Source organism: Rhodoferax sp. U2-2l (assembly GCF_020594515.1).
GTDB lineage: Bacteria > Pseudomonadota > Gammaproteobacteria > Burkholderiales > Burkholderiaceae_C > Rhodoferax.
This window is the reverse complement of record NZ_JAJCTH010000004.1, coordinates 72,522-97,820: the sequence shown is the minus strand read 5'-3', so window position 1 is coordinate 97,820 and position 25,299 is coordinate 72,522. Positions and strand designations below refer to the sequence as shown.

At 64.7% G+C, this 25,299-nt stretch carries 21 protein-coding genes and 1 tRNA gene; 11 read left to right on the top strand and 11 right to left on the bottom strand.

Annotated elements, in window-relative coordinates:
• The first annotated feature begins 122 nt into the window (after positions 1-122).
• The 3 genes from LHU53_RS05000 to LHU53_RS04990 all read left to right on the top strand — a co-directional run bounded on the left by LHU53_RS05000 (position 123) and on the right by LHU53_RS04990 (position 8,047).
• Positions 123-5,555: a CHAT domain-containing protein gene (locus LHU53_RS05000; protein WP_227330988.1), complete on the top strand. Its 5,433-nt coding sequence runs from the start codon at positions 123-125 to the stop codon at positions 5,553-5,555.
• Positions 5,552-6,388, top strand: coding sequence for a D-Ala-D-Ala carboxypeptidase family metallohydrolase (locus LHU53_RS04995; RefSeq protein WP_227330987.1), 837 nt, complete (start codon positions 5,552-5,554; stop codon positions 6,386-6,388). The genes LHU53_RS05000 and LHU53_RS04995 overlap by 4 nt, the downstream gene beginning before the upstream one ends.
• A 117-nt stretch (positions 6,389-6,505) precedes the next feature.
• Complete coding sequence (locus LHU53_RS04990; RefSeq protein WP_227330986.1) at positions 6,506-8,047, top strand: hypothetical protein; 1,542 nt, start codon at positions 6,506-6,508, stop codon at positions 8,045-8,047.
• Between the two features lie 14 nt (positions 8,048-8,061).
• Here LHU53_RS04990 and LHU53_RS04985 read toward each other — a convergent pair whose 3' ends face one another.
• Positions 8,062-8,652, bottom strand: coding sequence for a polymer-forming cytoskeletal protein (locus LHU53_RS04985; protein ID WP_227330985.1), 591 nt, complete (start codon positions 8,650-8,652; stop codon positions 8,062-8,064).
• Between the two features lie 184 nt (positions 8,653-8,836).
• On the opposite strand from LHU53_RS04985, the gene LHU53_RS04980 reads away from it, so the two are divergent.
• A complete protein-coding gene (locus tag LHU53_RS04980; RefSeq protein WP_227330984.1) occupies positions 8,837-9,181 on the top strand; it encodes a hypothetical protein in 345 nt (114 codons plus the stop codon).
• Here the strand turns inward: LHU53_RS04980 and LHU53_RS04975 are convergent.
• The 9 genes from LHU53_RS04975 to LHU53_RS04940 all read right to left on the bottom strand — a co-directional run bounded on the left by LHU53_RS04975 (position 9,153) and on the right by LHU53_RS04940 (position 16,966).
• Positions 9,153-9,554 carry a hypothetical protein gene (locus LHU53_RS04975; protein ID WP_227330983.1) on the bottom strand — a complete coding sequence of 134 codons (402 nt, stop codon included), beginning with the start codon at positions 9,552-9,554 and terminating at the stop codon, positions 9,153-9,155. The genes LHU53_RS04980 and LHU53_RS04975 overlap by 29 nt on opposite strands.
• Positions 9,555-9,693: 139 nt before the next feature.
• Positions 9,694-9,816: a hypothetical protein gene (locus LHU53_RS19665; RefSeq protein WP_255631918.1), complete on the bottom strand. Its 123-nt coding sequence runs from the start codon at positions 9,814-9,816 to the stop codon at positions 9,694-9,696.
• Between the two features lie 36 nt (positions 9,817-9,852).
• Positions 9,853-10,482, bottom strand: coding sequence for an RloB family protein (locus LHU53_RS04970; protein ID WP_227330982.1), 630 nt, complete (start codon positions 10,480-10,482; stop codon positions 9,853-9,855).
• A 2-nt stretch (positions 10,483-10,484) separates the two neighbouring features.
• Positions 10,485-11,741: an ATP/GTP-binding protein gene (locus tag LHU53_RS04965; RefSeq protein ID WP_227330981.1), complete on the bottom strand. Its 1,257-nt coding sequence runs from the start codon at positions 11,739-11,741 to the stop codon at positions 10,485-10,487.
• A 236-nt stretch (positions 11,742-11,977) separates the two neighbouring features.
• Positions 11,978-13,462 carry a 4-hydroxy-3-polyprenylbenzoate decarboxylase gene (gene ubiD, locus LHU53_RS04960; RefSeq protein ID WP_227330980.1) on the bottom strand — a complete coding sequence of 495 codons (1,485 nt, stop codon included), beginning with the start codon at positions 13,460-13,462 and terminating at the stop codon, positions 11,978-11,980.
• A gap of 214 nt (positions 13,463-13,676) precedes the next feature.
• A complete protein-coding gene (locus tag LHU53_RS04955; protein ID WP_227330979.1) occupies positions 13,677-14,261 on the bottom strand; it encodes a UbiX family flavin prenyltransferase in 585 nt (194 codons plus the stop codon).
• 77 nt (positions 14,262-14,338) lie between these two features.
• Positions 14,339-14,833 carry an SCP2 domain-containing protein gene (locus tag LHU53_RS04950; RefSeq protein ID WP_227330978.1) on the bottom strand — a complete coding sequence of 165 codons (495 nt, stop codon included), beginning with the start codon at positions 14,831-14,833 and terminating at the stop codon, positions 14,339-14,341.
• 33 nt (positions 14,834-14,866) lie between these two features.
• Positions 14,867-15,772 carry a U32 family peptidase gene (locus LHU53_RS04945; RefSeq protein ID WP_227330977.1) on the bottom strand — a complete coding sequence of 302 codons (906 nt, stop codon included), beginning with the start codon at positions 15,770-15,772 and terminating at the stop codon, positions 14,867-14,869.
• Positions 15,773-15,907: 135 nt separating this feature from the next.
• Entirely contained in the window at positions 15,908-16,966 is a 1,059-nt protein-coding gene (locus LHU53_RS04940) for a peptidase U32 family protein (RefSeq protein ID WP_227330976.1), read from the bottom strand.
• 202 nt (positions 16,967-17,168) lie between these two features.
• Here LHU53_RS04940 and LHU53_RS04935 point away from each other — a divergent pair.
• From LHU53_RS04935 to LHU53_RS04915, 5 genes are all read left to right on the top strand, one after another.
• Positions 17,169-17,244 (top strand) — tRNA-Ala (locus tag LHU53_RS04935).
• Positions 17,245-17,393: 149 nt separating this feature from the next.
• Entirely contained in the window at positions 17,394-18,410 is a 1,017-nt protein-coding gene (locus tag LHU53_RS04930; protein WP_227330975.1) for an LLM class flavin-dependent oxidoreductase, read from the top strand.
• 15 nt (positions 18,411-18,425) lie between these two features.
• Positions 18,426-18,929, top strand: coding sequence for a cupin domain-containing protein (locus LHU53_RS04925; protein WP_227330974.1), 504 nt, complete (start codon positions 18,426-18,428; stop codon positions 18,927-18,929).
• Positions 18,930-18,935: 6 nt separating this feature from the next.
• Positions 18,936-20,105 carry an MFS transporter gene (locus tag LHU53_RS04920; protein ID WP_227330973.1) on the top strand — a complete coding sequence of 390 codons (1,170 nt, stop codon included), beginning with the start codon at positions 18,936-18,938 and terminating at the stop codon, positions 20,103-20,105.
• A gap of 90 nt (positions 20,106-20,195) precedes the next feature.
• Positions 20,196-21,326: a sensor domain-containing diguanylate cyclase gene (locus LHU53_RS04915; RefSeq protein ID WP_227330972.1), complete on the top strand. Its 1,131-nt coding sequence runs from the start codon at positions 20,196-20,198 to the stop codon at positions 21,324-21,326.
• Positions 21,327-21,329: 3 nt separating this feature from the next.
• Here LHU53_RS04915 and LHU53_RS04910 read toward each other — a convergent pair whose 3' ends face one another.
• Positions 21,330-22,835 (bottom strand): M20/M25/M40 family metallo-hydrolase, encoded by a 1,506-nt coding sequence (locus LHU53_RS04910; RefSeq protein WP_227330971.1) that lies wholly within the window; start codon positions 22,833-22,835, stop codon positions 21,330-21,332.
• A 137-nt stretch (positions 22,836-22,972) separates the two neighbouring features.
• Here LHU53_RS04910 and LHU53_RS04905 point away from each other — a divergent pair, with 137 nt between their 5' ends.
• A complete protein-coding gene (locus LHU53_RS04905) occupies positions 22,973-24,451 on the top strand; it encodes a wax ester/triacylglycerol synthase family O-acyltransferase (RefSeq protein WP_227330970.1) in 1,479 nt (492 codons plus the stop codon).
• Positions 24,452-24,474: 23 nt separating this feature from the next.
• Positions 24,475-25,299 carry an alpha/beta hydrolase gene (locus tag LHU53_RS04900; protein ID WP_227330969.1) on the top strand — a complete coding sequence of 275 codons (825 nt, stop codon included), beginning with the start codon at positions 24,475-24,477 and terminating at the stop codon, positions 25,297-25,299.

Sequence of the window (25,299 nt, the reverse complement as noted above, 5' to 3'; positions counted from 1 at the left end):
GGGCGACGACCCGCCATCCATGAACCCGGGATGACAAATTGGGTGATCCCGATGCCAGCCTAGGGATCCAAAAAAAACAGCCTGTTGCGTTTTCGTTAACCGTCACCAGCCAGGAGCCTCCCATGGCAGAGCAGCTTTACAAGATCCGCGGCACCTTGAGCGACACCCGCTCGCACCTGCCCGGTGGCATCGCGCCCAGCTACCGGCTCACGCCCGGTGCCGCCCGCGACGGCGCTGCTGACGAGATCACGGTGGCCGCCAGCACGGTGGTGCGGGTCGAGCTGGACAACGGGTTTGTGCTCTGGAGCCGGGTCGATGACCTGACGCAGGAATACGGCGCGCTGCCCAGCCGCGATGCCGGAGCCGCCTGGGAGTTTTCCCGGCTGGCGCCGCGCAGCGCCAGTGGCGGTGAGCGCGGGTTGCTGGGCCTGGCGATCCGGGTGCTGGACTTCTTCGGGGTGGACCTGGCCGAGAAATCGGCCCGCAAGCTGGGCGTGTTTTTTGAGGAGAAGCTGCTGGGCGGCCACCCACCGGGTCTGTACCGGCTGGACCTGGCGGGCAGCCTGGGCCTGACCGCGGTGCAGGAAGGTGCCAGCCTGGCGTCGCAACCCGGCCCGCTGCTGGTCTTCCTGCACGGCACCGCCTCCAGCACCGCCAGCAGCTTTGGCAAGCTCTGGGACGCGGGTAACACCGAAGGCGCGCGGCTGCGCCAGGCGCTGGCGCCCATGTACGGCAACCGGGTGGTTGCCCTGGAACACCGCAGCCTGAGCGAGAGCCCCATCACCAACGCGCTGGCGATGGTGAAACGCCTGCCCCCCGGTGCCGAGCTGCACCTGGTCAGCCATTCCCGTGGCGGCCTGGTGGGTGAGCTGCTGGCCCTGTCGGGCTGCCCGAACCTCGCGGCGGTGTTGACGGTGGACAAAGTGCAAGCCCTCTTTGCCTTGGATCGCACCCTGGCGCCGCAACTGGGGCTGGCCCCGCTGGACAACGATGACGCCCAGGCGCGCGACGCCGCCTACGAGGCTGACCGCCAGCGCCTGCTGGAACTGGTGGCGCTGATGGTGCAAAAGCAGCTGCGCGTGACACGTTTTGCCCGCGTCGCCTGCCCGGCGCGTGGCACCACGCTGGCCTCCGGGCGGCTGGACCGCTGGCTCTCGGTGCTGGACTACCTGGCCAGCGCCGCCACCGGTTTTGGCCTGTTTGGCGACGGGCTGGACTTTTTGCTGGCGGTGGTCAAAGAGCGCACCGACCCGCGCACCCTGCCCGGCGTCGAGGCGATGGTGCCCGGCTCGGCCCTCACCCGCCTGCTCAACGGCACGCCCGAGCTGGTGACCAGCGCCGACCTGAGCGTGATCGCCGGCGACATCGCAGCCGGTGACGGGCTGTGGAACACCCTCAAAGTGCTGGCCACCGACTGGTTTTACAAAAACGAGCACGACCTGGTGGTGGACACCGGCTCGATGACCGGCGGCCTGACCCGCGTGGCGCAAGGCGCCCGCCTGCGCCAAGACCAGGGCCCCAAGGTCAACCATTTCCGCTACTTCACCAACGAGGTCAGCGTGCGCTGGCTGGGCGCCGCTTTAAGCCGTGGCGACAACGACAACGCCGGTTTTCTGCCGCTGACCCTGCCGCCACCCGTTGCGCCGCGCTGCCAGGCCGCGGTGGCACGCAGCCGCGCCAACACCAAGCCACGCCCGATTGTGGTGGTGTTGCCCGGCACCATGGGCAGCCAGCTGCGTGCGGACGACGACACCGTCTGGCTGGATTACTGGTCGCTGCTCAAGGGCGGCCTCAAGCGCCTGGCGATGGACCGCCCGGGCATCCTGCCGGTAGGTTTGGTGGATCAGTTCTACGGCCCGCTGGTGGAGTTTCTGGCCCACAGCCACCAGGTGGAACTGTTCCCCTACGACTGGCGCCACTCGGTGCGCCAGGCGGCCGCGCGGCTGGCCGACACCCTGGAGCCGCTGGTGGCGCAGGCCGAGCGCAGCGGCCAGCCACTGCGCCTGGTGGCGCATTCCATGGGCGGTCTGGTGGTGCGCGCCATGATCGCCGATGGTGGCAAAGGCAGCGCGCTGTGGCAGCGCATCACCCGGCTGCCTGGCGCACGGTTTTTGATGCTGGGCACACCCAACCTGGGCTCGTACGAGGCGGTGCGCTGGCTGACCGGTTTCAACCCGACGCAAACCAAGCTGGCCTTGCTGGACATCACCCAGAGCACCGACCAGATCGTCGGCCTGGTGGCGCGTTACCCGGGTTTGCTGGAGCTGCTGCCGTTTGCCCCGGACGACCCCGACTTTGCCGACACCGGCCGCTGGGACACGCTGCGCCAGGCCACCTGTGCGCGTTGGGAGACGGCGCCCGCCGCACCGCTGCAAGAAGCCGCCGCCACCTGGAAGCTGCTGCGCGGCGCGGCGCCTGACCCGCGCTTCATGGTGTACGTGGCGGGCTGCCAGCCCAGCACCGTGATCGATTACCAGCTCAGCAGCGCCAACGCCTGGTGGCGGCCCGAGCAGAAACGCCTGCAGTTCATCGCCACCCGTGAGGGCGACGGCACGGTCAGCTGGCGCTCCGGCCGCCTGCCCGGTGTGCCCACCTGGTACGCCGACAACACCGCCCATGACGCCTTGTGTGCGCAGGCCAAAGCCTTCCCGGGGTATCTGGACCTGCTGGTCAACGGCCAGACCACGCTGCTGCCCGCCAACCCGCCCGCCAGCGCCCGCGCCGCGGGGGGTGAGGACCGCTTTGTGCTGCCCGATGCCCCGCCAGTGGACGGCATCCCGGCGGCGGGCGACATCGGCAGCTTTGGTTTCTCGGGCAGCGGCCCGTTGACTGAGGAAGCGTCTGAGCCGGCGCTGCCGCCCATCGAGGTCAGCATCCGCCACGGCAACCTGGCCTACGCACGCCACCCGGTGGTGGTCGGCCACTACGAAGGCTACGCAGTGGTGAGTGCCGAGGCGGTGCTGGACCGCCATCTGCGCGGCGCGCTGACCCGGCGGCTGGACCTGGGCGTGTACCCCGGCCCGCTGGGCAGCAACACGGTCTTCTTGAACGACTCCGCCAACGGCAAGCCAGCCGGTGCCGTGGTGGTGGGCCTGGGCCAGGTGGGTACCTTGAGCCCGGGGCTGCTGGAAGAGTCGGTGCGCACGGCGCTGATGAGTTTTGCGCTGGAGGTGGCGCACTGGCCCGACCCGCGTTTTGGCGAGGTCGGGCGGCCGCGTTCGGCGGCGGTGACCTGCCTGATGGTGGGCACCAATGGCGGCGGCGTGCAAGTGGGCGATGCGCTGGAAGCCATGCTGCGCGCGGCGGTGTGCGCCAACCTGCGCCTGGCCGCGCAAGACCTGGACAGCCGCGTGCTGATTGACCGCATCGAGTTTCTCGAAATCAACGAGGACATTGCCATCTCCGCCGCCGAGGCGTTGGGGCGCATCGTGTTGACCGACGCGCTGGCCGACAAGGTGCGCTGGCGCGCCCGGGCGGTGGAGCCTGGGCAGGGCGGGCGTCGCCGCGTGCGCTTTGAGCAGCCGCAGGAGTGGTACCAGCGCCTCGAAATCATCGAAGAAGCCGATCACCTGCGCTTTATTTTCCCGACCGACCGCGCGCGTGCCGAGGAAACCCTGGCCACCGGACAGCTCGCGCTGGCGCAGAGTTTTGTGCAGCTGGCCAGCCAAAGCACCGGGCAAAACTCCGAGGCCTCCAAAACCCTGTTCGAGATGCTGCTGCCGCTGCGCCTGCGCGAACTCAGCGCCCAGCAAGGCAACCTGGTGGTGATGGTGGACGGCAAAACCGCGCCCTACCCCTGGGAGCTGTTGGAAAACCGCTGGGCCACTGGCGAGCGTCCACCGGCGGTGGCGGCAGGTTTCATTCGCCAGTTCCGCACCACCGAGTTTCGCCAGCGCCCGGTGCATGGCCTGAACACCACCGCGCTGGTGATTGGCAACCCCAATCTGGCTGGCTCTGCCGACTTTGCCGACCTGCCCGGCGCGCGCGAAGAAGCGCGCCAGGTGGCCGAGCAGCTGGCCAACCATGGTTATGAGGTGCTGGACTGCATTGACCAGGCCAGCACGCCCATCATGGAGGCGCTGCACAAAAACAGCTGGCGCATCGTGCACCTGGCCGGGCATGGCGTGCACCGCTACCAGCGGGCCAAGGCGCCGGGCAGCCCGCCCATTTCGGGCATGGTGATTGGTGGCGACACCTTTTTGACCCCGGGCGACATCGCCCAACTGCGTTATGTGCCCGAGCTGGTCTTCGTGAACTGCTGCCACCTGGGCCGTGTGGACGGTGCACGTCCGCTGGACCGCCTGGGGCTGGCCGCCAACCTGGGCGAGGAACTGATCCGCATGGGGGTGCGCGCGGTGATTGCGGCGGGCTGGGCGGTGGACGACCGTGCCGGCCAGGTGTTTGCCGCTACCTTTTACCAGGGCATGTTGGCGGGCGTGGCTTTTGGTGAGGCGGTGCGCCAGGCGCGCGAAGACGTCTGGACGCGCTGCCCCGATGTCAACACCTGGGGCGCCTACCAGTGTTATGGCGACCCGGACTTCCGGTTTCACCGCGACGGCAGCGTGGTGCCACAACACCGGCCCGACTTCAGCACACCGTATGAACTGGTCACCGAGCTGGACAACCTGTGCGCCGACCTGCGCGCCGGGGGCGACACCCGCCACGGCAGCGAACGCATCACCAGCCAGCTGGCCCGCGTGCCCACCACCCAGGCCGAGCGCTGGCTGGCCCGCGCCGATGTGTGTGCCGCACTCGGCCTGGCGTGGGGGGAACTGCGCGAGTTTGAACAAGCCGTCAACTGGCTCAACCAGGCACTCACCGCCGAGCGCGGCGACTGCTCGATGCGCGCGCTGGAGCAGCAGGCCAGCTTCCGGGTGCGCCTGGCGGTGGAGCGATGGCGTGCCGCCCAACGCCAAAGCACCGCCAAACGTGAGGCCGCGCGGCTGGCCGCGGTGGACCAGATCGAAGCCGCCCTGCTGGACCTGGACGTGTTGTCCCGCCGCGCCCCCACGGTGGAGCGCTTCAACCTGCTGGGCAGCGCCTACAAACGCCTGGCGCTGGTGGAGACCGGCGACGGCAGGCGCCTGGAAGCGCTCACCAACATGGCCCAGCACTACCACCTGGCGCTGCAGCGCCAGCGCGATGCCTATGCCTACACCAACTGGCTGGCGGCCACGCTGCTGACCGGGCAGCGCGGTGGCCAGATCACACTGGATGTGGCCGATGTGCTGCAACAGATGGCCGAGATGCAGCGCACGCTGACTGCCCGCCTGCTTGATGACCCCAACTTCTGGGACACCACCAGCCTGGCCGACCTGAGCCTGAGTCACCTGCTGCTACAGAGCATCAGCGAGCCGCGGCCACGCGCCAAAGTGGCCGCTGGCGAAGCCGCCGCGCCGGTGCTGGCGGCTTACCGTGCCGCCATTGACCGTGCCAGCAGCCCGCGCGAAAAAGCCGCGCTGGTGGACAACCTGGACTTTTTACGCACGCTGTGGACGCCGCGCGACAAGGTCACGCTCGGCATTCTGGAGCAATTGCAGGAGAGCCTGTCATGAGCACCCGCCCCGCCAAAACCCGTGCCAATTCCCCGGTGGCAACCCCCGCCAAACCGCGCCCGCTACGCAAGACCCGGCTGCCTGCCGCAGCGCCGGTACCCACTGAAGGTGACGCCACCCGCCAACCACCAACGCCAGCGTCAAATCCAAGGCCAATGTCAAAGCCAAAGCCATTGCCCGCTCCCGCTCCAGCGCCCAAAGCGATTCGGCGCAAACGCGCAGCACCTGTGCCCCGTGCGGCGTCGGGTGCTGCGGTTCTGGCGCGTGGTGAGCTGGACCTGAGCCAGACGCCGCTGGCGCAGATCCACTTGGCGCAACTGGCCCCGCGCACGCTGATTGCGCCCAATTTCCGCGCCTACGAGCTGACGCAGTCCGACCTGGCCTCGCGCCGCGGCATCAGCAATGGGTTCGACAGCGAACAGCACCTGCGCTCGGCCATTCACCTGGCGCGCAAAGTGTTGCAGCCGGTGCGCGACGCCTTTGGCGCCTTCACCCCCAACAGCGTCTACCGCAGCCAGGCGCTGGAGCGCACCCTCAAGAACAAACCTGCCACCTGGGTCAGCACCAGCCAGCACGCGCGCGGCGAGGCGTGTGACATCGAGATCGTCGGCAAACCCACGCTCGAATTGGCCGCCTGGGCGCGTGACCATCTGGACGACTTTGATCAGATCATCTGCGAGTGTTTCGACCCGCGCCAAGGCCCCAACTCGGGCTGGGTACACATCTCCCTGAAGGCGCCCGGCCAGGGCAGCAACCGCCGCCAGTGCCTGAGTTACGTGCCCGATGCGAGCGGGCGGCTGGTCTACGTGCCTGGTCTGCAGGCCATGGCCTGACGCCATTGCCAGATCCATCCGACACGTTGTTGATCCGCCTTGCCGCACGTCTGTCCTGTCTGCGGCTTTGCGCCTGATGTCGCCTCGATCTGAAAACGCAACAACAACACGCACACGATGGCTTCCGGCAAGATCCTCACCCTGCTGGTCATCGCCACATTACTGGCGGTGATTTGCGCCCAGGTGGTGGCTTGGCGTTACCGCGTCAGCATGAAACGGTGGATGCAGGCGCCGCTGGGGCCCGCCGCTGCCGTGACCGATACGCCACCACCCACCGCGCCAGCCACCTTGCCAGCGCCCGCCGCGCTGACATTGGCTGACAACCAGCGCGCCCACCGGCGTCTGATCACGCAGTTTTTGCTGCTCACGGTGGTGATGGCGCTCACCCGCACCCTCATCACGCAGTGGCTGGCCGACGCACCCATCAGCTTCAAAACTGTGGCCACACTGGGCGCGGCCTACGCCTGGCCGGTGCTGCCGGTGCTGGCGGTGATGGGGCGCTGGTCGCGCTGGCGCTTTGTCGGGGCGATGCTGGGCTGGTTTGTGCTGGCGGTGCTGCTGTTGAGCTGGCGCACCAACGAGAACGTGACGCTGCTGAAAATTGTCCAATGGATGGCGTTTGACGTGGGCTTGCCGCTGCTGGTGGTGACCGCGCTGTGCCTGGGCGGTGCCACGCGCGCTGTCGGGCCGTGGCTGGCGCCGCTGCTGGTGCTGCTGAGCGCGTCGTCGCAGCTGGGACTGGACCTGCTGGCGGCGCTGATCCAGGCCGACAGCCCCATCGTCCATTGGCTGGCGAGCTGGCTGGGTGCCACCTGGGCGTTTGTGCTGTTTGCGTTGCTGCCGTGGGCGGTGGCCTGGTGGCCCGCACGCTGGCTGGGCCGCAGGCTGGCGCAGGCGTACCGCCAGCAGCAGGTGTCGGAGCTGTTTTACTTGTTCACCGCTGTGTGGACCATTGCGCTGATCAGCCCCGCGCTGATGGCGATGGGCAGCATGGGCTGGGGCGCCTTGCTGTGTTTTGCGCCGCTGTTATGGATTCCGCTGGGTGCTGCGTTGATGCAGCGGTTTGGCGCGCCCACGCAGGCGGGGCGACCACCCACGCTGCTGGTGTTGCGGGTGTTCCAGCAGGACGCCAATGTCCAGCACCTGTTTGACCGCGTGATCGAGCGCTGGCGGCTCACCGGCAACACCGTGCTGATCGCCGGTACCGACCTGCTGGACCGCACCATTGATGCCGATGACATCTTCACCTTCATCGACGGGCGCCTGGGTGAGCGTTTCCTCCAGACCCCGGCGGACCTGCCGCGCCGTCTGGCCGAGTTTGAATGGCGCCCAGATGCGGAAGGTCGCCACCGCGTCAACGAAATTTATTGCCACGACACCACCTGGCAGCAGGCGCTGGACGCACTGGTGCGCACCAGCGATGTGGTGCTGATGGACCTGCGCAACTTTGTCGCGCACAACAGGGGTTGCCTGCATGAGCTGCAGGTGCTGGCTAGCACGCCGGGATTGCGCCGCGTTGTGGTGCTGGTCAACGACCGGACCGAACTGCCACCCGCGCAAGCCGCCACGGCCGGCGCGCCCGAGGGCCGTTTTGTCTGGCTCAGTCAGCCGGGCCCCACACCGCTCGCCACCGAGCAGGTGCTGGCACCCTTGTTTTGACTGGCCCCTGAAACTTACCCGGCAATGGTCAGCACTTGTTTGCTCGCACCCGCTGATTTGCTGCTGTGCGAGGCACCAAACTGGATGTCGCCGCTGATCTGCCCGCCTTCTTCAATCACCAATTTACCGTAGCGGATCTTGCCGGTGACGCGGCCGGTGGCATAAATCACCAGCTTCTCGCGCACCGTCAAATCGCCATCAAACTGGCCGCGAATTTCGGCCAGGTCAATCTCGGCCGAGCCTTTGAACGCGCCGGGTTCGGCAATTTCCATCAGCCGGGCGTCCATGGTGGCTTCCACCAGACCTTCCACAAACAAGGTGTCGCAATCGGTGATCTCGACCCCCTTGAGCTTGATGTTGGGGCCCACGGTGAGCTTGCTGCCACCTTCCTTGCGCGACGCGCCGGCATCGACGGCGCTGGCAGCAGGGCTGGTGGAGACCGACGCGCTGGCCGAACCGGTGCCGCTGGTGGCACTGTTGGCTGCACTCTGCGCCGGGGCACTGCCCGAGCCGGTGTAGCCCGGAACCTGCGGCAGCGGCACGACGTGGCGTGGCGTGGTGGTGGTTTCATCGCGTTTGTTGAAGAAGTGGGGTGACATGGCCATGTGGTTTCCTTAAAACTGGCCATGCTAGAAGCGACAAGCGCAAAAGTCGCCACCGGTTTTGCAAGTGTTGTAACAGGATGAATACCAGCCCCTGTGCGTGGTCCGGCGCACAGTCGGGTCGAGGCGGTGTCGCTATATTGACTGACCGATTTTTGCCTCTCGTCTTTTTTTGGGCGCTCCCGTCATGAACACCGATTTACGTACCTTCAAGTTTGCCGATCAGCGTCCGGGTCATCTGAATCTGCCGCGCGACGACCGTGCGCCGGGGTGGCGGGCGGTGCTGCGTGCGCCTTGGTTGTTGCGCGTGCTGGCGGCAGGTGCGGTGATCAGTTTGGTGCTGACCTTTTACGCGGTGGTGACGCAGGCGGTGCAGCAAAGCGCCTTGCGGCAACAGGCGATCGCAGCGCAGGCCCAGGCGGTCAGCCGCTGCGCGTCGTTGGTCCCTGCGTCGGCCCGCCGCAGCTGTTTGCTGGACCTGGCCGCGCTGCAGCCGGTGGCGGTCAGTTTGCCGGGGCCGGTGTCACGGTGATGCTTTGGCGCAAGACGCCCCCGGAGCGTGCGCCGCGGGTGATGTCGCCCTGATCCAGGATGCGCGCCTCACAGGCGACGCGATCATCACCTTGATGGGCGTCACAACGGCGCAGGGCATTGGCCTGGTACTGGTCCGGCTGGTTGCGCAAAGCACCGCGTTGCGCCTCCGCCAACGCGCTGGCGGCTTCCTGTCGGCAGGTGACGGCGGTCTGGTTCGACTGGCCGCTGTTGCACTCCGCCAAGTCACGTTGGTAACGTGCCTGCGCCTCGGCTGAGGCTTGCGGTGGGGCAGCCAGTGCGCTGGAAGCGCCGATGAGCGTCGTCAAGACCGCCACGGTGAGTTGACGAAAAGAGGCTGAAGCAGTGGTCATGGTGGGTTGTCCTGAAAGAGGTGGATCGAAGACCCGGGCCAAACCCGGGCGCGGCACCCATCCAGTCAGGCGCCGCTGCAGACTACAGCGCGGCGCAGCGGCTGTCTGTGCGCTGGCGCAGACAGGGGACCGGGTTGGCTTACAAGCCCAGCGTCTGCCAGAGTTGATCCACTTTGGCCGTGACCTCCGGGCTCATGGTCAGGGGCTGGCCCCATTCGCGCTGGGTTTCGCCGGGCCATTTGTTGGTGGCGTCAATGCCCATCTTTCTGCCCCGTGGCTTGCAGATCGACCGTGGAATTTAAACGATCAGTTGAGGCTTGCCCAATTGCTCAAACAAATCTATCAGTTCATGAACTCGGGTGCTCGGGTTCCATCCACCGTCGCTGGTTGCTTCAACCAACACTTCCGCTGCGCGGCGGCGGGCCAAGGGCAACTTGGTAAGCAGATCCTCAAACAAGCGGGTGGAGGCACCCTTGTCATAGTTCTCCATACCCGCTTCCTTGCAAAGATCCTTGACGAGGAGATCGCCAGAAGAGTGCTTCCCCGCACCCACATACGAACTGCGCGTCTTGCGGAAATGCAGCAACAGCCAGTACTCGTAACACGGGTAAGACGCGATGACCGTCACTTTGTTGGCGTGGGCGGCGGCTTGGATCAACGCTGCATCAAATTTGGGGTCGCTGTCGCGGTCAATGGCGCAGTACACATGGTCATAGTCACGTTGCCGTTTTAACGCCTCTTCAACGATGCCTTTGGGGTCATTCTTGCCGCAATGGCTGATTTCAACCTCGGCGTACGCACGAAAGTGGTTGGCCGCGTCCTGCAGATACATCCGGCTTGATTTGGAGTCCTCACAAAGTATCAGCACGCGCGCTTGTTGTTTGAAGCTCGGCTTCTTGCGGTCGAACCGGGACGGTGCGCGCGCCATGTTTACTGGCTCCGGGTGATCAGCGGCAAGCCCCGGTAGCGCCCTTCGTAGTAACGCTTTTCAATGTCTTCGTTGTCACGCCCTTCGAAGTCATGGATGGAGCGCAGTTGGGTGGCACCATTCATATCGCGCTCGGTGATCCAGAACTGGTCACGGCGCAGCAGCTTGGCATCCATCAGGTGGGTGTCGTGAGTGGTGAAGATGAGCTGTGAGGGCTTTGGGTCGTTGATGTGCTTCTCAACCAGAGCTGCCACTATTTTGGGATGAAGGCTACTGTCGAGTTCATCGACAATCAAGAGCTGACCTGAATTAATGGCCACTTCTTTGATGAGCCATGGCAGACAGAACCCGACCAAATTTTTTGTCCCTTCTGACTCGTCTTCGAAAGTCAATTCCGCTTCCCCCAAGGCCGTTTTGTGGGTCAGGAAAGTTATGTTTTGAACGGACTGCGGTGGAGTCAACTGCTCCAAAGCATTTAACGAAACTTCCCGCTTGTCTGGCTGCTCAATTCGGATGTCGGAGATGGGAACATCAACTTCATGAAGGAAGGATGCGATTGTCTTTGCAAGAAGATGGTCGTCACCAGCTAGCTTTTGTGCAGCTTTGGCCATACCTGCCATGCCATTCAAAAGCAGGCGACTTGATTCTGTTATCCATTCAAACGGCGCCTTCAACTGGGTTAGCTCTTCACTGCTGTTTGCAACAGCTTGCGCAATAAACAGCAATCGTGGAGGTGTCAACTTTCTCCATGCTTCCAGAATGTCTTCACCTAGGCTGTTTTCTAGTTGTTCGCCAAAGCTGTACGTTTCTCCTTGCTCCGTATGTTGCCGCTCATAGAGCGGCGACTCACGTCCTTTGGGAAAGGCCAACAGTTTTTCACCAACAATGCGCTCGCTTGTCACCGCCAGATTGAATTGGTAGCGCATTCCGGAATGGATGAAATGCAACTCAAACAAACTGGGCTGATTTGCCAGTTCTGCGTCAAATCGAAACGGGACAACAGGCAGTGGAATGTCTCGCGTGCTGGGCTCACGACGAGCAATTTGCCGCACGACGCTCAGAGCCTTGAGCAAATTGCTTTTGCCAGAGGCGTTTGGGCCGTAGATGACTGCGACCTTGAGTAAATCAGGGAACTTCTCCCCCGTGAGCTCCGGCTTAAAGACGTTCTCACGTTTACGCAAGCGCGGCGTGGCCACCATGGACAGGGTTTGACGTTCCCTGAACGAGCGGAAGTTGGAGACGGAGAATTCGATCAACATGTAGAAATCTCGCAGTACATATGTAAATACAAGCACTATTTAAGCACAGTGATGATTTAAGTGCGAAATTTTTGCATTTCACATGTTATGTTGTTTGATGTCTAAATCACTGTGCGAATGACGACATTTCCAATGAGGCTCAGACCACTCCAATGCGCGGTGGTGCATCGTCTGAGATGCTCATCTATCTAATAGCATTTCAGGCCTGATTCATAAGGGCTACAGCCCGATTTGACTCACAACCCCAGCGTCTGCCAGATCTGGTCCACCCGGGCGGTGACGTCCGGGCTCATGGTCAACGGCTGGCCCCATTCGCGCTGGGTTTCACCAGGCCATTTGTTGGTGGCGTCGATGCCCATCTTGCTGCCCAGGCCGCTCACGGGAGAGGCAAAGTCCAGGTAGTCGATCGGTGTGTTGTCCACCAACATCGTGTCACGTGTGGGGTCAACCCGGGTGGTGATGGCCCAGATCACGTCGGTCCAGCTGCGCGGGTTCACGTCGTCGTCCACCACCACGATGAACTTGGTGTACATGAACTGGCGCAAAAAGCTCCAGATGCCAAACATCACCCGTCGCGCGTGGCCGGGGTAAGCTTTTTTGATCTGCACCACCGCCATGCGGTAGCTGCAGCCTTCGGGTGGCAGGTAGAAGTCGGTGATCTCGGGGTACTGGCGCTGCAACAGCGGCACGAACACCTCGTTGAGCGCCAGCGCCAACATGGCCGGCTCGTCCGGCGGTTTGCCGGTGTAGGTGGAGTGGTAGATCGGGTCACGGCGCATCGTGATGCGGTCGATGGTGAACACCGGAAACCAGTCCTGCTCGTTGTAATACCCGGTGTGGTCGCCAAACGGGCCTTCCAGCGCGTGCTCAAAGCCGCTTTTGTGGTTAACGTCCGGGTAAATGTGGCCTTCGAGCACGATCTCGGCAGAGGCGGGCACGCGCAGCTCGCTGCCCAGCGCCTTGACCAGTTCGGTGCGGCTGCCGCGCAGCAGCCCGGCAAACTGGTACTCGCTCAAACTGTCCGGCACCGGTGTCACCGCACCCAGGATGGTGGCGGGGTCAGCGCCGAGGGCCACACATACCGGGTAAGGTTGGCCGGGGTTCTGTTTGGCGTGGTCCCGAAAATCCAGCGCGCCACCGCGGTGCGCCAGCCAGCGCATGATGACCTTGTTGCGCGATAACACCTGTTGGCGGTAGATGCCAAGGTTTTGTCGGGTTTTGAGCGGGCCGCGGGTGATGACCAGGCCCCAGGTGATCAGCGGTGCCACGTCGCCGGGCCAGCAGTGCTGGATCGGCAGCTTGGCCAAATCCACGTCATTGCCTTCCCAGACCACGTCCTGACACGGTGCGCTGCGTTGCTCTTTGGGGGCCATGCTCCACAGGGTTTTGACCAGGTTGCCCATGCCGATGAGTTCTTTGAAGCCTTTGGGTGCTTCGGGTTCTTTCAGCGTGGCCAGCACGTGGCCAAACTGGCGCAACTCGCTCACATCTTTCACCCCCATGCCCATTGCCACGCGTTTGGTCGTGCCAAACAGGTTGCCCAGTACCGGGATGGTATGGCCGGTGGGCTTCTCAAACAGCAGCGCCGGGCCACCGGCTTGCAGGGTGCGGTCGCACAGGGCGGTCATTTCCAGGTGCGGTGACACGGGCACCGCCACACGTTTGAGTTCACCCATCTGTTCGAGTTGGGTGATGAAGTCTCTTAAATCTCGGTAAGCCACAGGGTTGTTCTCTGTAAATTGACTTGAAATAGCGGGGTGCAGTGCTCAGTCAGTTTGTTAGTTGGTTTTTACCCGCAGCGCACGTTGGGTATCCGACTCCGCGAATGTCCCCCGGTCTGGGCTTTGCCCAGCCCTCCTCCTTGATTTCGCTGCGTCAGATACCCAACGCACGCTGCTAGCCTTCACCAGAGCACTCATGAAGTCTGCGTCCCCTCTATGGGAGCCCTGCCCAGCGTGGGCTGCTGGATTGAGGCAAGCCAAGCAAATCAACCACCCGGCTGACAGTGTGATCCACCATCTCGGCAATGCTCTGAGGCTTTTGGTAGAAGGCGGGCAGCGGCGGGAAGATGATGCCGCCCATCTCGGTTACGCTGGTCATGTTGCGCAGGTGCGCGAGGTTCAGCGGGGTTTCGCGCACCATCAGGATCAGGCGCCGGCGCTCCTTGAGCATCACATCCGCCGCGCGGGTGATCAGGTTGTCAGACAGGCCATGCGCCACCGCTGCCAGCGTGCGCATGGAGCACGGCGCCACCACCATGCCGTCGCACTGGAACGAGCCGCTGGCCAGTGCCGCACCCACGTTGCGCACCGGGTGCACCACATCGGCCAAGGCTTCGACTTGTTCGCGCGACTGGTCCAGCTCTTGCTGAATGTTGAGCCAACCGGCCTCGGACACGGTCAGGTGGGTTTGCACACCCTTCACGTCGCGCAGCACCTGCAGCAGCCGCACGCCATACACCGCGCCACTGGCGCCAGAGATGGCGACGATGATGCGTTTGGGCGGGGTGTTTGCCGTCATGCGCCAGCCTTCAAGACCTGCTCAGTGTTGTGGATGGCGGATCGGGTCTGCCAAAACAGCGTCCGGGTCACGACGCCTCAGCGTGGCCGCAGCGCCGCCAGTCGCGACATCAGATGCTCGCGCGCCTGGGCCATCACGTGGCGCGGGTGCAACTGGGCGGCGTTGAACACCGGCAGCTCGATCGCGTCGATGGTGTTTTTGACCAGCAGGCCGAGTTCGGTGTCACCTTCCATGGCCAGGCGGCGGCTGAAAAACAGCGTGTCGGGGTCTTCCTGGCGGCGGGCCAGCAGCACAAAGTCATAGGCGCTGGCGCTGATGGTCAGGTCGGCCGTGCCGGGGTTTTTGCAGGCCACAAACCGGTTGTTTTTCCACTCAAAATCAAACGCCCATTGCGCATCCAGCACGCACAGACGCAGCTTTTTGCCCACCAGCATCTCGGTCACATCGGGCGCCAGTTGCTTGGCCAGCGCCAGGTTCAGGCCGGTGACAAACAACATCGAACCTGGCAGCGCAGGCAAGCGGCCCAGCGCTTTGCCAACGGGCTTGGGCAGAACAAAAGGCGAGGTTTGCATGGTGTAAGTCCTTGAAAGATCGAAAAAAGGAGGTCAGGCCAGTGCCATTTCGGGCGCCACCGTTTCCAGCCCTGGCTTGCCGTACCAGTAGCCGTTGCAGGCTTTCTCGGGCATCAGGGTCAACAGCTCGGTATTGGCCACATCGGCGGCCAGTTGCCCGGCCATCACCCCTTTGAACAACGCGATGATGCGCAGCGTGTGGGCAGATTGCGGGCTGATACGAACCACATCCACCCCCAGTTTCGCCAGCGTGCTGATCTCGGGCAGCAGGTTGTAAACCCGGGCCGATTGGGTTTGGATGCCGTTGAGCACCAGAAATTCTTCTGCTTCGCGGGTGCGCATCAACAGCCCGTCCGGGTGGTCCATGCACTTGAACTGGCAGTCGTCCTTGGGCAAATTGGCGTGGCGGGCGGTGAAACAGCGGGCTGAGAACGCCAGCGGCATGCGGCCATAGGCAAACACTTCGGTCTGAAGGCCAGCCGGGCGGCCTGGCTGCATCAGCGCCAGGTCATCGCGGCCCAGCTCCAGCGGCAACACCCAGCGCACCATGCCCAGCGGCGCCATCCACTGCAGTGTGGGCAGGTTGTAGATGTTCAGGTGCGGGCCGCCGACAAACGGCACCTTGTTCTCGACACAGCGCACCGCGCCCATGTCGTTGGCTTCGACCATGAACTCACCGTTGTCGGCAATCTTGTGCAGCACGGTCACGTCGGCGCCGGATTCGATCAGCACCTGGGTGGACAGCACCACCTCTTTGCCAGCCTCGCGCAGCTTGCGGGCCACATCGAGCCAGTCGGCCAGACGCAGCTCGTGGCGGCGCGAACATACCGCCTCGCCCAGGTAGACGATGTCGACCGCGCTGCTGGCAACCGATTCATAAAACGCGAGCACCTGCGCGCGTGGCCAGTAGTACAGAAGGGGACCTAAGGAAAGCTTCATATGCAAAATCTCAAGTGTTAGCAGTGGCGGACGCGCGCAAAGCCGTCCTGGCTAGGCGCGCCGCCGCAGGCAGTACGCCTTGTACGGCAAGGCGGCGCAACGACGCGAGGGCGGCTTTTCGCACGTCTTTCACGGTCATTTCCAGGGCCGGTGGTAGGCGCCCAGCGTGTGCTGCTGGCCCTCGGCGACCTTGTCCAGGTCGCTGACCCAGGCCGGTTTGGCGGTGTAGCGGTGCGGGTTGTCGCGGCAGCTGTCGATGGCTTGCCGCCACACTTTGGTGACCTGCGCCACGTAAGCCGGGCTGCGCTGGCGGCCTTCGATCTTGATGGCGCGCACGCCCATCTTCATCAGCTGCGGCAGCAAACTCAGCGTGTTCAGGCTGGTGGGCTCTTCGATGGCGTAGTAGTTGTGGTCGTCTTCCACATCAAAACGGCCCTTGCACAGCGTGGGGTAACCGGCGTTTTCACCAGGCGCGTAGCGGTCGATCAGCACACCGTTCAGGCGCGACTCACGACCTTGCGGGGTTTCCACCCAGCGTACCGCCTTGGGGGGTGAACAGACACCGTTGCTGTTGGGCGCCTCACCGGTGACGTAGCTGGACAAGGCGCAGCGCCCCTCCACCATCACACACAGACTGCCAAAACCAAAGACTTCGATCTCGATCGGGGTCTTTTCCATGAGCTGCTCCACCTGCGTCATGGACAACACGCGTGGCAACACCGCGCGCGAGATGCCAAAGTGCTGGTAATAAAAGTCCAGCGCCTCGTAGTTGGTGGCCGAGCCCTGCACCGACAGATGCAGACGCAACTGCGGCTGGTGTTTGACGGCGTAGGCCATCAGCCCCGGGTCGGCCAGGATGACCGCATCGACGCCGCTGTCCGCCGCCTTGTCGACGGCATCGCACCAGAGCGCCGATTTGGCCGCCTGCGGGTAGGTGTTGAGCGCCACAAACACCTTGCGGCCCCGGTCATGCGCGTAGCGGATGCCGGTGGCGATGGCCGCGGCGTCAAAGTTCAGCCCGGCAAAGTTGCGGGCGTTGGTGGCGTCGCGAAAGCCCAGATAAACGCAGTCGGCACCGTTGTCAACGGCGGCTTTTAACGCGGGCAGGCTGCCGGCCGGGCACACCAGTTCCATGGGCGCGGTGGCGGGGCCGCCGGGCGCAACAGTCAAAGAAGGGTCAATAGCGGCATTCATAGGCGGGTGTGATGCGCTGGGGGCAGCGCTGCTGAAGACGAACAGTGGAGCGTAACCAAGCGCCTTCATTTGGCCAATGATGTAGGTCAACCAAGTGACAAAAAGGCCAGGACCGCCGCCCGCGAGTGCGGGAAGCCGGCCACCGTCGCAGATCCACCGGTACTTGAAATTTTGTGCCATGTTGCTAGACTGGCGATGGTGTGGGGGGGTAGCTCAGTTGGGAGAGCGCTACGTTCGCAATGTAGAGGTCGTGAGTTCGATCCTCATCCTCTCCACCAGCCTTTAAACCCTTGTAAATCAATGATTTACAAGGGTTTACTTATAATGCTGGGCAAGCAGCTTCAGCCTTGCGTCTGGCCCGGTAGGTGGGTGTCATCGCGCAAGGTCGCCACACACCGTGGCCCGCACCAACCCAGGCATCCTCCCCATGACGACACCTCGCCCCCTCAAACTTTCCATGCTCGACCTGGTTGCTGTGCGCGAGGGCGGCACGGTGGCGCAGGCGCTGGCGATAGCGCTGCAAACCGCGCAGCATGCAGACAAGCTCGGCTTTACCCGCTACTGGCTGGCCGAGCACCACAACATGGCCGGCATTGCCAGCTCGGCCACGGCTGTGCTGGTGGGCCATATTGCCGGTGGCACCCAGCGCATGCGCGTGGGTTCGGGCGGCATCATGCTGCCCAACCATGCGCCGCTGGTGGTGGCCGAGGCTTTTGGCACGCTGGCCGAGCTGTACCCGGGGCGCATTGATCTGGGCCTGGGGCGCGCGCCCGGCACCGACCGCGCCACCATGCGCGCGCTGCGGCGTGACCGGCTGGAAACTGAACAGGACTTTCCGCGCGACGTGGCCGAATTGCAGCGGCTGCTCGGGCCGGAGCAACCCGGCCAAGGCATTGTGGCGATGCCCGGTGCGGGTACCAACGTGCCGATCTGGCTGCTGGGCTCGAGCCTGTTTTCAGCACAACTTGCCGCCGAGCGTGGTCTGCCTTACGCGTTTGCCGCGCACTTTGCGCCACGGCTGCTGCACCAGGCGCTGGACCTGTACCGCAGCCTGTTTAGGCCCTCCAAAACGCTGGCCCAACCGTATGTCATCGTCGGCGTGCCGCTGGTTGCCGCCCCCACCGACGACGACGCCGAATTCCTGGCCAGCAGCACCTATCAGCGCATTCTGGGCATCTTGACCGGGGACCGCACGCGCCTGAAGCCGCCCGTGGCGGACTTCATGGCCAGCCTGCACCCGCAAGAGCGCGCCGCCATTGGCGACTTTCTGGCCGCCGCGGTGGTTGGCGGGCCGGACACGGTGCGCGCCGGGCTGGCGAGCTTGGCCGAGGCCACCGGGGCCGATGAATTGATGCTGGTGTGTGATGTGTTTGACCCGGCTTGGCGCCTGCGCTCGCTGGACATCGCGGCGGCGGCCTGTACCTTGGCACCCGCGTTGGCTTGAACGACCGGATGGGCCATGACGACCACCGCACAAACCTATGTCGACGCCCTGCAGATGCTGCCGCACCCGGAGGGCGGGTTTTACAAGGAAAGCTACCGCAGCCCGCAGCTGATGACGGTGGTCCGGCCTGCTGACGGCGCGCCGGTTCAACGAAACGCCAGCACCGGCATCTACTTCTTGCTGGAGCAGGGCAACTTCTCGGCCTTTCACAAGATCCGCTCGGACGAGATGTGGCACTTTTACGCAGGGCAGACGCTGGAGGTGCTGGAGATCACAGCCAGTGGTGCGCTGCGCTGCACCCGGCTGGGCCCCAAGCTCTGGCAGGGCGAGGTGTTTCAGCATGTGGTGCGCGGCGACACCTGGTTTGCCGCGCGGGTGGCGGCGGGGGGTGACTTTGCGCTGGTGGGGTGCACGGTGGCGCCCGGCTTTGATTTTGCCGACTTTGACCTGGCAGACCGGGCGGCGCTGTTGGCAGCGTTTCCGCAGCACCAGCAGACCATCACCGAGCTGACGCGCTGACCAGCCATGAACCGAAACCTCTGGCTGCTGGCCATCTGCCAGGGCCTGTTTTTGACCAACAACGTCACCTTCATCGCCATCAACGGGCTGGTGGGTTTCAGCCTGGCGCCGCTGGGCTGGATGGCCACGCTGCCGGTGATGGGCTATGTGGTGGGCGGTGCCTTGTCTACCGGCCTGGTGGCCCAAACACAGGCACGTTTTGGCCGAAAGACCTCGTTCCAGGTCGGACTGGCGGTGGCTTTTGCCAGTGCGCTGCTTTGCGCGTATGCGGCGGCCAGCCACAACTTCTGGCTGCTGTGTGCCGCCACGCTGGTGGCGGGTTATTACAACGCCAATGGCAACCTGTACCGCTTTGCCGCCGCCGAGCTGGCGGGTAGTGCGTTCCGCGAAAAAGCCGTGTCTCTGGTGATGGCGGGTGGCCTGATCGGTGCGGTGGCGGGCCCGAACCTGGCGGCACAAACGCGCACCCTCACCGCCGTGCCGTTCATGGGCGCGTACCTGGCGCTGGCCGGGGTGGCGCTGCTGTCGATGGTGGTGCTGGCGTTCATCAGTTTTCCGCCGGTGCTGGCCAAAGTGGCGGGTGCTGAGGGGCGGCCTGTGCGGGAGATCATGCGCCAGCCCGCTTTCATCGTGGCGGCGCTTACCGGCGCGTTGGGTTTTGGGGTGATGAACCTGTTGATGGCGGCCACGCCGCTGGCCATGCAGCAATGCAACTTGGCGTTCAGCGACGCGGCGCTGGTGCTGGAGTGGCATGTGATCGGCATGTTTGCACCCGGCTTTTTCACCGGTCACCTGATCAAGCGGTTTGGTGTGTTGCCGATCATGGGCACCGGTGTGGTGCTCAATCTGGCGTGTATGGCGGTGGCGCTGTCGGGGGTGGACCTGCACCAGTTTCTGGTGGCGCTGTTTCTGCTGGGCGTGGGCTGGAACTTTCTGTTTACCGGCAGCACCACCTTGTCGCTGCAAACCTACACGCCAGCCGAGAAAGACCGGGCGCAGGGCGTGCTCAATTTCTGCGTCTTTGCCACCACCGCCCTGAGTTCCTTGGCCTCGGGTGTGCTGGTCACCACGCAGGGCTGGCAGTGGCTTAACCTGGGTTCGCTGCTGCCGGTGGTCGTGACCGGGGCGGCACTGCTCTGGCTGGCGCGCCACCCACGCGCTTCGGCAGCGGCTTGAGCGGCACCCACCCGGCAGGCACGCGATCGGGCTGCCCAAAGCGGCGCCGGGTCAGTATGATGGATGACATTTCCGCCTCAACATCACCTTGTGAACACCTTGTCGCCCCAGCCAGCCAGTCCGGATGCTCCTGGGAAGCGGGTCCACTGGATCGCCCGCATCAACCACCGCAGCCGCACCTTCGGGTTTGCCCTGCTGCTGGTGATCATGGGGCTGCACATGGCGCAACACAACCGGAGTTGGGCTCTGTGGCTGGCGCTGGTGCTGCAGTTTGGGGTGTACCCGCAAGTGGCCTTCTGGCGCGCCCGGCGTGCGGCTGACCCGCTGCATACCGAAGTGCGCCACATGTGGCTGGACGCGCTGAGCCTGGGTGGCTGGATCGCGGTGTTGCACTTTCCGCTGTGGATCAGCTTTGCAGCAGCAACGGGCGCCATGCAAAACCTGACCTTCTACCGTGGCGCGCGCGGTTGGCTGGAAGCGGTGGGTTTGTTGTTGCTGGGGTGTGGCTTGGCCGGGTGGGTCACGGGTTGGGCGGTGCAACCCCAGACCGATGACGTGGTGACCGCGCTGTCGATCATCGCCTTGTCGCTGTATCTGTTTTCGATCGCGCTGGACAGCCAGCGCCGCTCGGTGCGGCTGCGTGAGGTCCGCCAGGAGTTGCGCGCCAAAGAGCACGCCTTGCAGCAGCAGTTGGCCGAGATCCGGAGCCTGCAGGCCGAGTTGCGCGACCAGGCCCGCCACGATGCCCTCACCGGTCTGTTCAACCGGCGCCACTTGAATGAACTGATGACCCATGAGCTGGCGCGCTGCGCCCGCAACGGCGAGCCGCTGAGCCTGCTGATGATCGACATCGACCACTTCAAACGCATCAACGACGCCCACGGGCACCAGGTGGGTGACGAGGTGCTGCGTGAAACCGCCCGCTTGCTCACCGAGCGCGCCCGCGCCAGCGACATGCTGTTTCGCTACGGCGGTGAAGAATTTTTGCTGGTGCTGTTGCCCGCCGATGCCATCGTGGCCAAAGAGGTGGCCGAAGAACTGCGCCAGCGCTACGCGGTGAGCCCGTTGACACCGGGTGACCCGCCCATCACCGCCACGCTGTCCATCGGTGTGGCCACGTTTGCCGACCACGGGGTCACGGTCGACAGCCTGATCGAAGCCGCTGACCAGGCGCTGTACCGGGCCAAACGCGCGGGTCGCAACCGGGTCGAGATTGCCTGAGTGTTACGCCACGTTGGCGGCGGCCAGCACCTGCGCCACCGCGGCGGTGAGCCTCTTGGCATACGGCACATGCAAAAACTCGTTGGGCCCGTGGGCGTTGCTCTTGGGGCCAAGCACGCCGCACACCATCATCTGCGCCTTGGGGAAGCCGGTGGACAGCATGTTCATCAGCGGGATGGTGCCGCCCTGGCCGATGTAGCCGCAGGGCGCGCCAAAGCAGCTTTGTGAGGCGGTGTTCACCGCTGCCTCGAACCAGGGCGCGCTGCTGGGGGCGTTCCAGCCGGTGGCCCCGGCGGCGCGCTCGAACGTCACTTTGGCCTGGTACGGCGCGTTGTCTTCCAGCAGGGTTTTCAGGTCGGCCACGGCTTTGGCGGCATCCACCAGCGGCGGCAGGCGCAAGGACAGTTTGAACGCGGTGTAGGGCCGCAACACGTTGCCGGCGTTTTGCAAATCGGGCAGGCCTTCGGCGCCGGTCACGCTCAGCGTGGGCAGCCAGGTGCGGTTCAGCAGCGCCTGCAGCGGGTCGGTGGTGGTGGGCAACATGCTTTGCGATGCGCCGCCACAGTCGGCGTGCGCCCACGGAAAACGCTTGTAAATCTCGTCGCCCAAAATGGCGGCGGTGGCTTTGGCCTGCGCCCAGCGGTCGGGCGGCACATCGCAATGGAAAGAGGCGGGCAGCAGGCGGCCGGTGGCACTGTCTTCCAGCCGGTCCAGCAGATGGCGCAGGACGCGAAAACTCGACGGCACCAGGCCGCTGGCGTCGCCCGAGTGCACGCCCTCGGTCAGCACCTCCACCTTCAGCACGCCACTGGCCATGCCGCGCAGGCTGCTGGTGAGCCAGAGCTGGTCGTAATTGCCCGCGCCCGAGTCCAGGCAGATCACCAGGCCGACCTCGCCCAGCCGGGGCTTCAGCGCATCAATGTACGGCAGCAAGTCATACGAGCCGCTTTCCTCGCAGGTTTCAATCAGGCCGACGATACGCGGGTGCGCCGCCTGCTGGCTGTGCAGCGCCTGGATGGCGGCAATCGCCGCGTACACCGCGTAACCGTCGTCCGCGCCGCCCCGGCCATAGAGCTTGCCGTCCTCAAACACCGGCTTCCACGGGCCCAGGTCACTGCGCCAGCCGGTGAATTCGGGCTGCTTGTCCAGGTGCCCGTAAAACAACACTGTTTGACCGCTGGCGCTGGCCTCTGCCGGGCTGGCCGCTTGGGTGTGTGCAGCGCCTTGCGACGCGGCGACTTCAAAAAACAGCACCGGCGTGCGTCCGGGCAGGCGCACGATCTCGGCCTGCAACCCGGCCACGTTTTGCGCCAGCACCCAGTCATAAGCGTTGCGCACCACCGTGTCGATGAAGCCGTGCTGCGCCCAGTCGGGGTCGAACATCGGCGATTTGGCGGGGATGGCGATGTAGTTGCTGAGTTGCCCGACGATGTCCTTGTCCCAGGCGGCACTGACCTGGCTGAGGATATCGGGCGCGTTGAGCACGCGGGTGGGGACGGATGCGTTCATTGAAAAAACTCCTGTGCAATAGGTTTCAGCCAATGATCATGCCACGAAGTCCCGCAGCCGGTGGTGTTGGCTGGGTTGGCCAGGCGGCGCCGTAGAATCAAAAACCAGCCTTGCACACCCACCCATCGGGAGACAGCTTGAACACGTTCACACCGGGCATGGAACCCTTAAGCGGGCTTGACGGGGCTTTTCTGGCCCTGGAAACCCCGGCCACGCCCATGCATGTGGGCTCGTTGCACACCTTCGAGATGCCCCCAGATTACCGGGGCGACTTTCTGACCGATGCCAAAACCATGCTGACGCAGCGCATGGTGCCACTGCTGCGCAGGCGGTTGGCCAACATGCCGCTGCAACTGGCCAACCCGATGTGGGTGCAGGGCGAGGTGGACCTGGACCAGCACATCGTGCGTGTCGAGATTCCGGCGCCGGGCCAGCGCGCGCAGTTGGAGGCCGTGGTGGCTGGCCTGCACGCCGACCTGCTGGCGCGCGAGCGCCCGCTGTGGAAGATGTTTGTGCTCGACGGCCTGGCCAGCGGCGAGAAGGCCTACTACTTCAAGATTCACCACGCCATGCTGGACGGCCACGCGGCCACCGCGCTGGCTGCCGCGCTGTTTGACACCGCGCCAGTGGTGTTGAAAACCGGCACCCGCAAAAGGGGCGCTGCGGCGCAGCTGCGCTCCCGCCCGCCCGGTGCCCTGCGGCTGGTGGCAGCAGCCTTGCGCCGAGATGCCAGCCAGTATGTGAAGCTGGTGCGGGTGTTGCCGGGTGTGGCGCGCACGCTGGCAGGGTTGGCGCGCAGCTCGGGGGGCGATGCTGCCGCCAGCGCGGCCAACCGTGGCGCGGGCAACGGCAAGGCGGCCTCAAGCCTGACGGGCATGGCGTTTGCCCCGCGCACACCGATCAATGTGGCCATCACCCGCGAGCGTGGTTTTGCCTTTGAGGCCGTGCCGCTGGCCGACATCAAGGCCATGGCCAGCGCCTGTGATGCCACGGTCAACGACGTGGTGCTGACCGTGTGCGGCGGCGCGCTCAGGCGCTACCTAGCGCGGCTCGGGCCGCTGCCCAAGAAGTCGCTGATTGCGTCGATGGCGATCTCGTTGCGTGACAAGGGCAACACCGACTTTCATACCCAGGCCACGCTGAGTCTGGTGAGCCTGGCCACCCGCATCAAAGACCCGCTCAAACGCCTGCAGGCGGTGCGCAGCCACACCACGGCCACCAAGGCGGTGGCGCGGCACGCCAAAACGGCGCTGCCCACCGACTTCCCGTCCATCGGCGCGCCCTGGCTGATCGGCACGCTGGCCAACCTGTATGGGCGCGCGGGGGTCAGTGAGGTGTTGCCGCCGTTGGCCAACGTGCTGATTTCCAACGTGCCCGGCCCGGCGATGCCGCTATATGTGGGCCAGGCGCGCATGACCGGTTATTGGCCGGTGTCCATCGTCGAGCACGGCATCGGCCTGAACATCACGCTGATGAGCTACGCCGGGCAACTGTGTGTGGGCTTCACCGCGGCACGCTGCGCCGTGCCGAATGTGCGCCAGTTGGCCGATGACTTTGTGGCGGCGTATGGCGAGCTCAGGCAGGCAGCGCTGGGCACCCCCCAAACCACCGATTAATCACCGATTAACCGCCCGCGCCCATGCCCGCCGCCACCCAGGTCACCCGCCACCGCCACATCGGTGCGCCGCATTTTTGGCACTCGCTGCTGGAGCCGCGTGCGCTCTTGGAGGCGGCGCTGTTGCCCGCATCGCTGCCGCTGTTGATGCAGGCTCCCCAAGGCGACGGCCACCCGGTGCTGCTGCTGCCGGGTTTCATGGCCGATGACAAGTCGCTGTTTGTGCTGAAAACCTTTCTGGAGCGCAAGGGCTATGACGTGCACACCTGGGGGCTGGGCCGCAACCTGGGTTTTCGCAGCCAACACGCCAGCGCCCTGCCGCAAAAAATACGCTACCTGCAGCATGTCACCGGGCGTAAGGTCAGCCTGGTGGGCTGGAGCCTGGGCGGTGTGTTTTCACTTTTTGGGGCTGAAAACGCGCTGGACTGCGTGCGTTGTGTCATCACCCTGGGCAGCCCGGTCAGCATGGATGCGCAGGGCAGCCAGTCGCCCGGGGTGGTCAAGGCGCTGTACCGGCTGGTGTCGCACCGCCACGGTTCCAATGCCCACGCCATGGCCCCGCGCGCCAAGGCGCTGCGGGAACACCGCCGCCTGGCGATTCCGACCAGTTGCCTGTATTCGCTGGGTGACGGCGTGGTGCCGCCGCAAGAAGCCACCATCGATGGCGACGCCGCGCTGCATGAAAACATCCGCGTGCCCGGCAGCCACATCGGCCTGGGCTTTAACGGTCTGGTGCTGGCGGTGGTGGCGGACCGGCTGGCCCAGCCGCAAGATGCGTGGCAGCCGTTCAAGCCGACCGGCCTGCTGGCGCGGGTCTGGCGCCTGCTGCCCAACGACAGGGTGGATTGA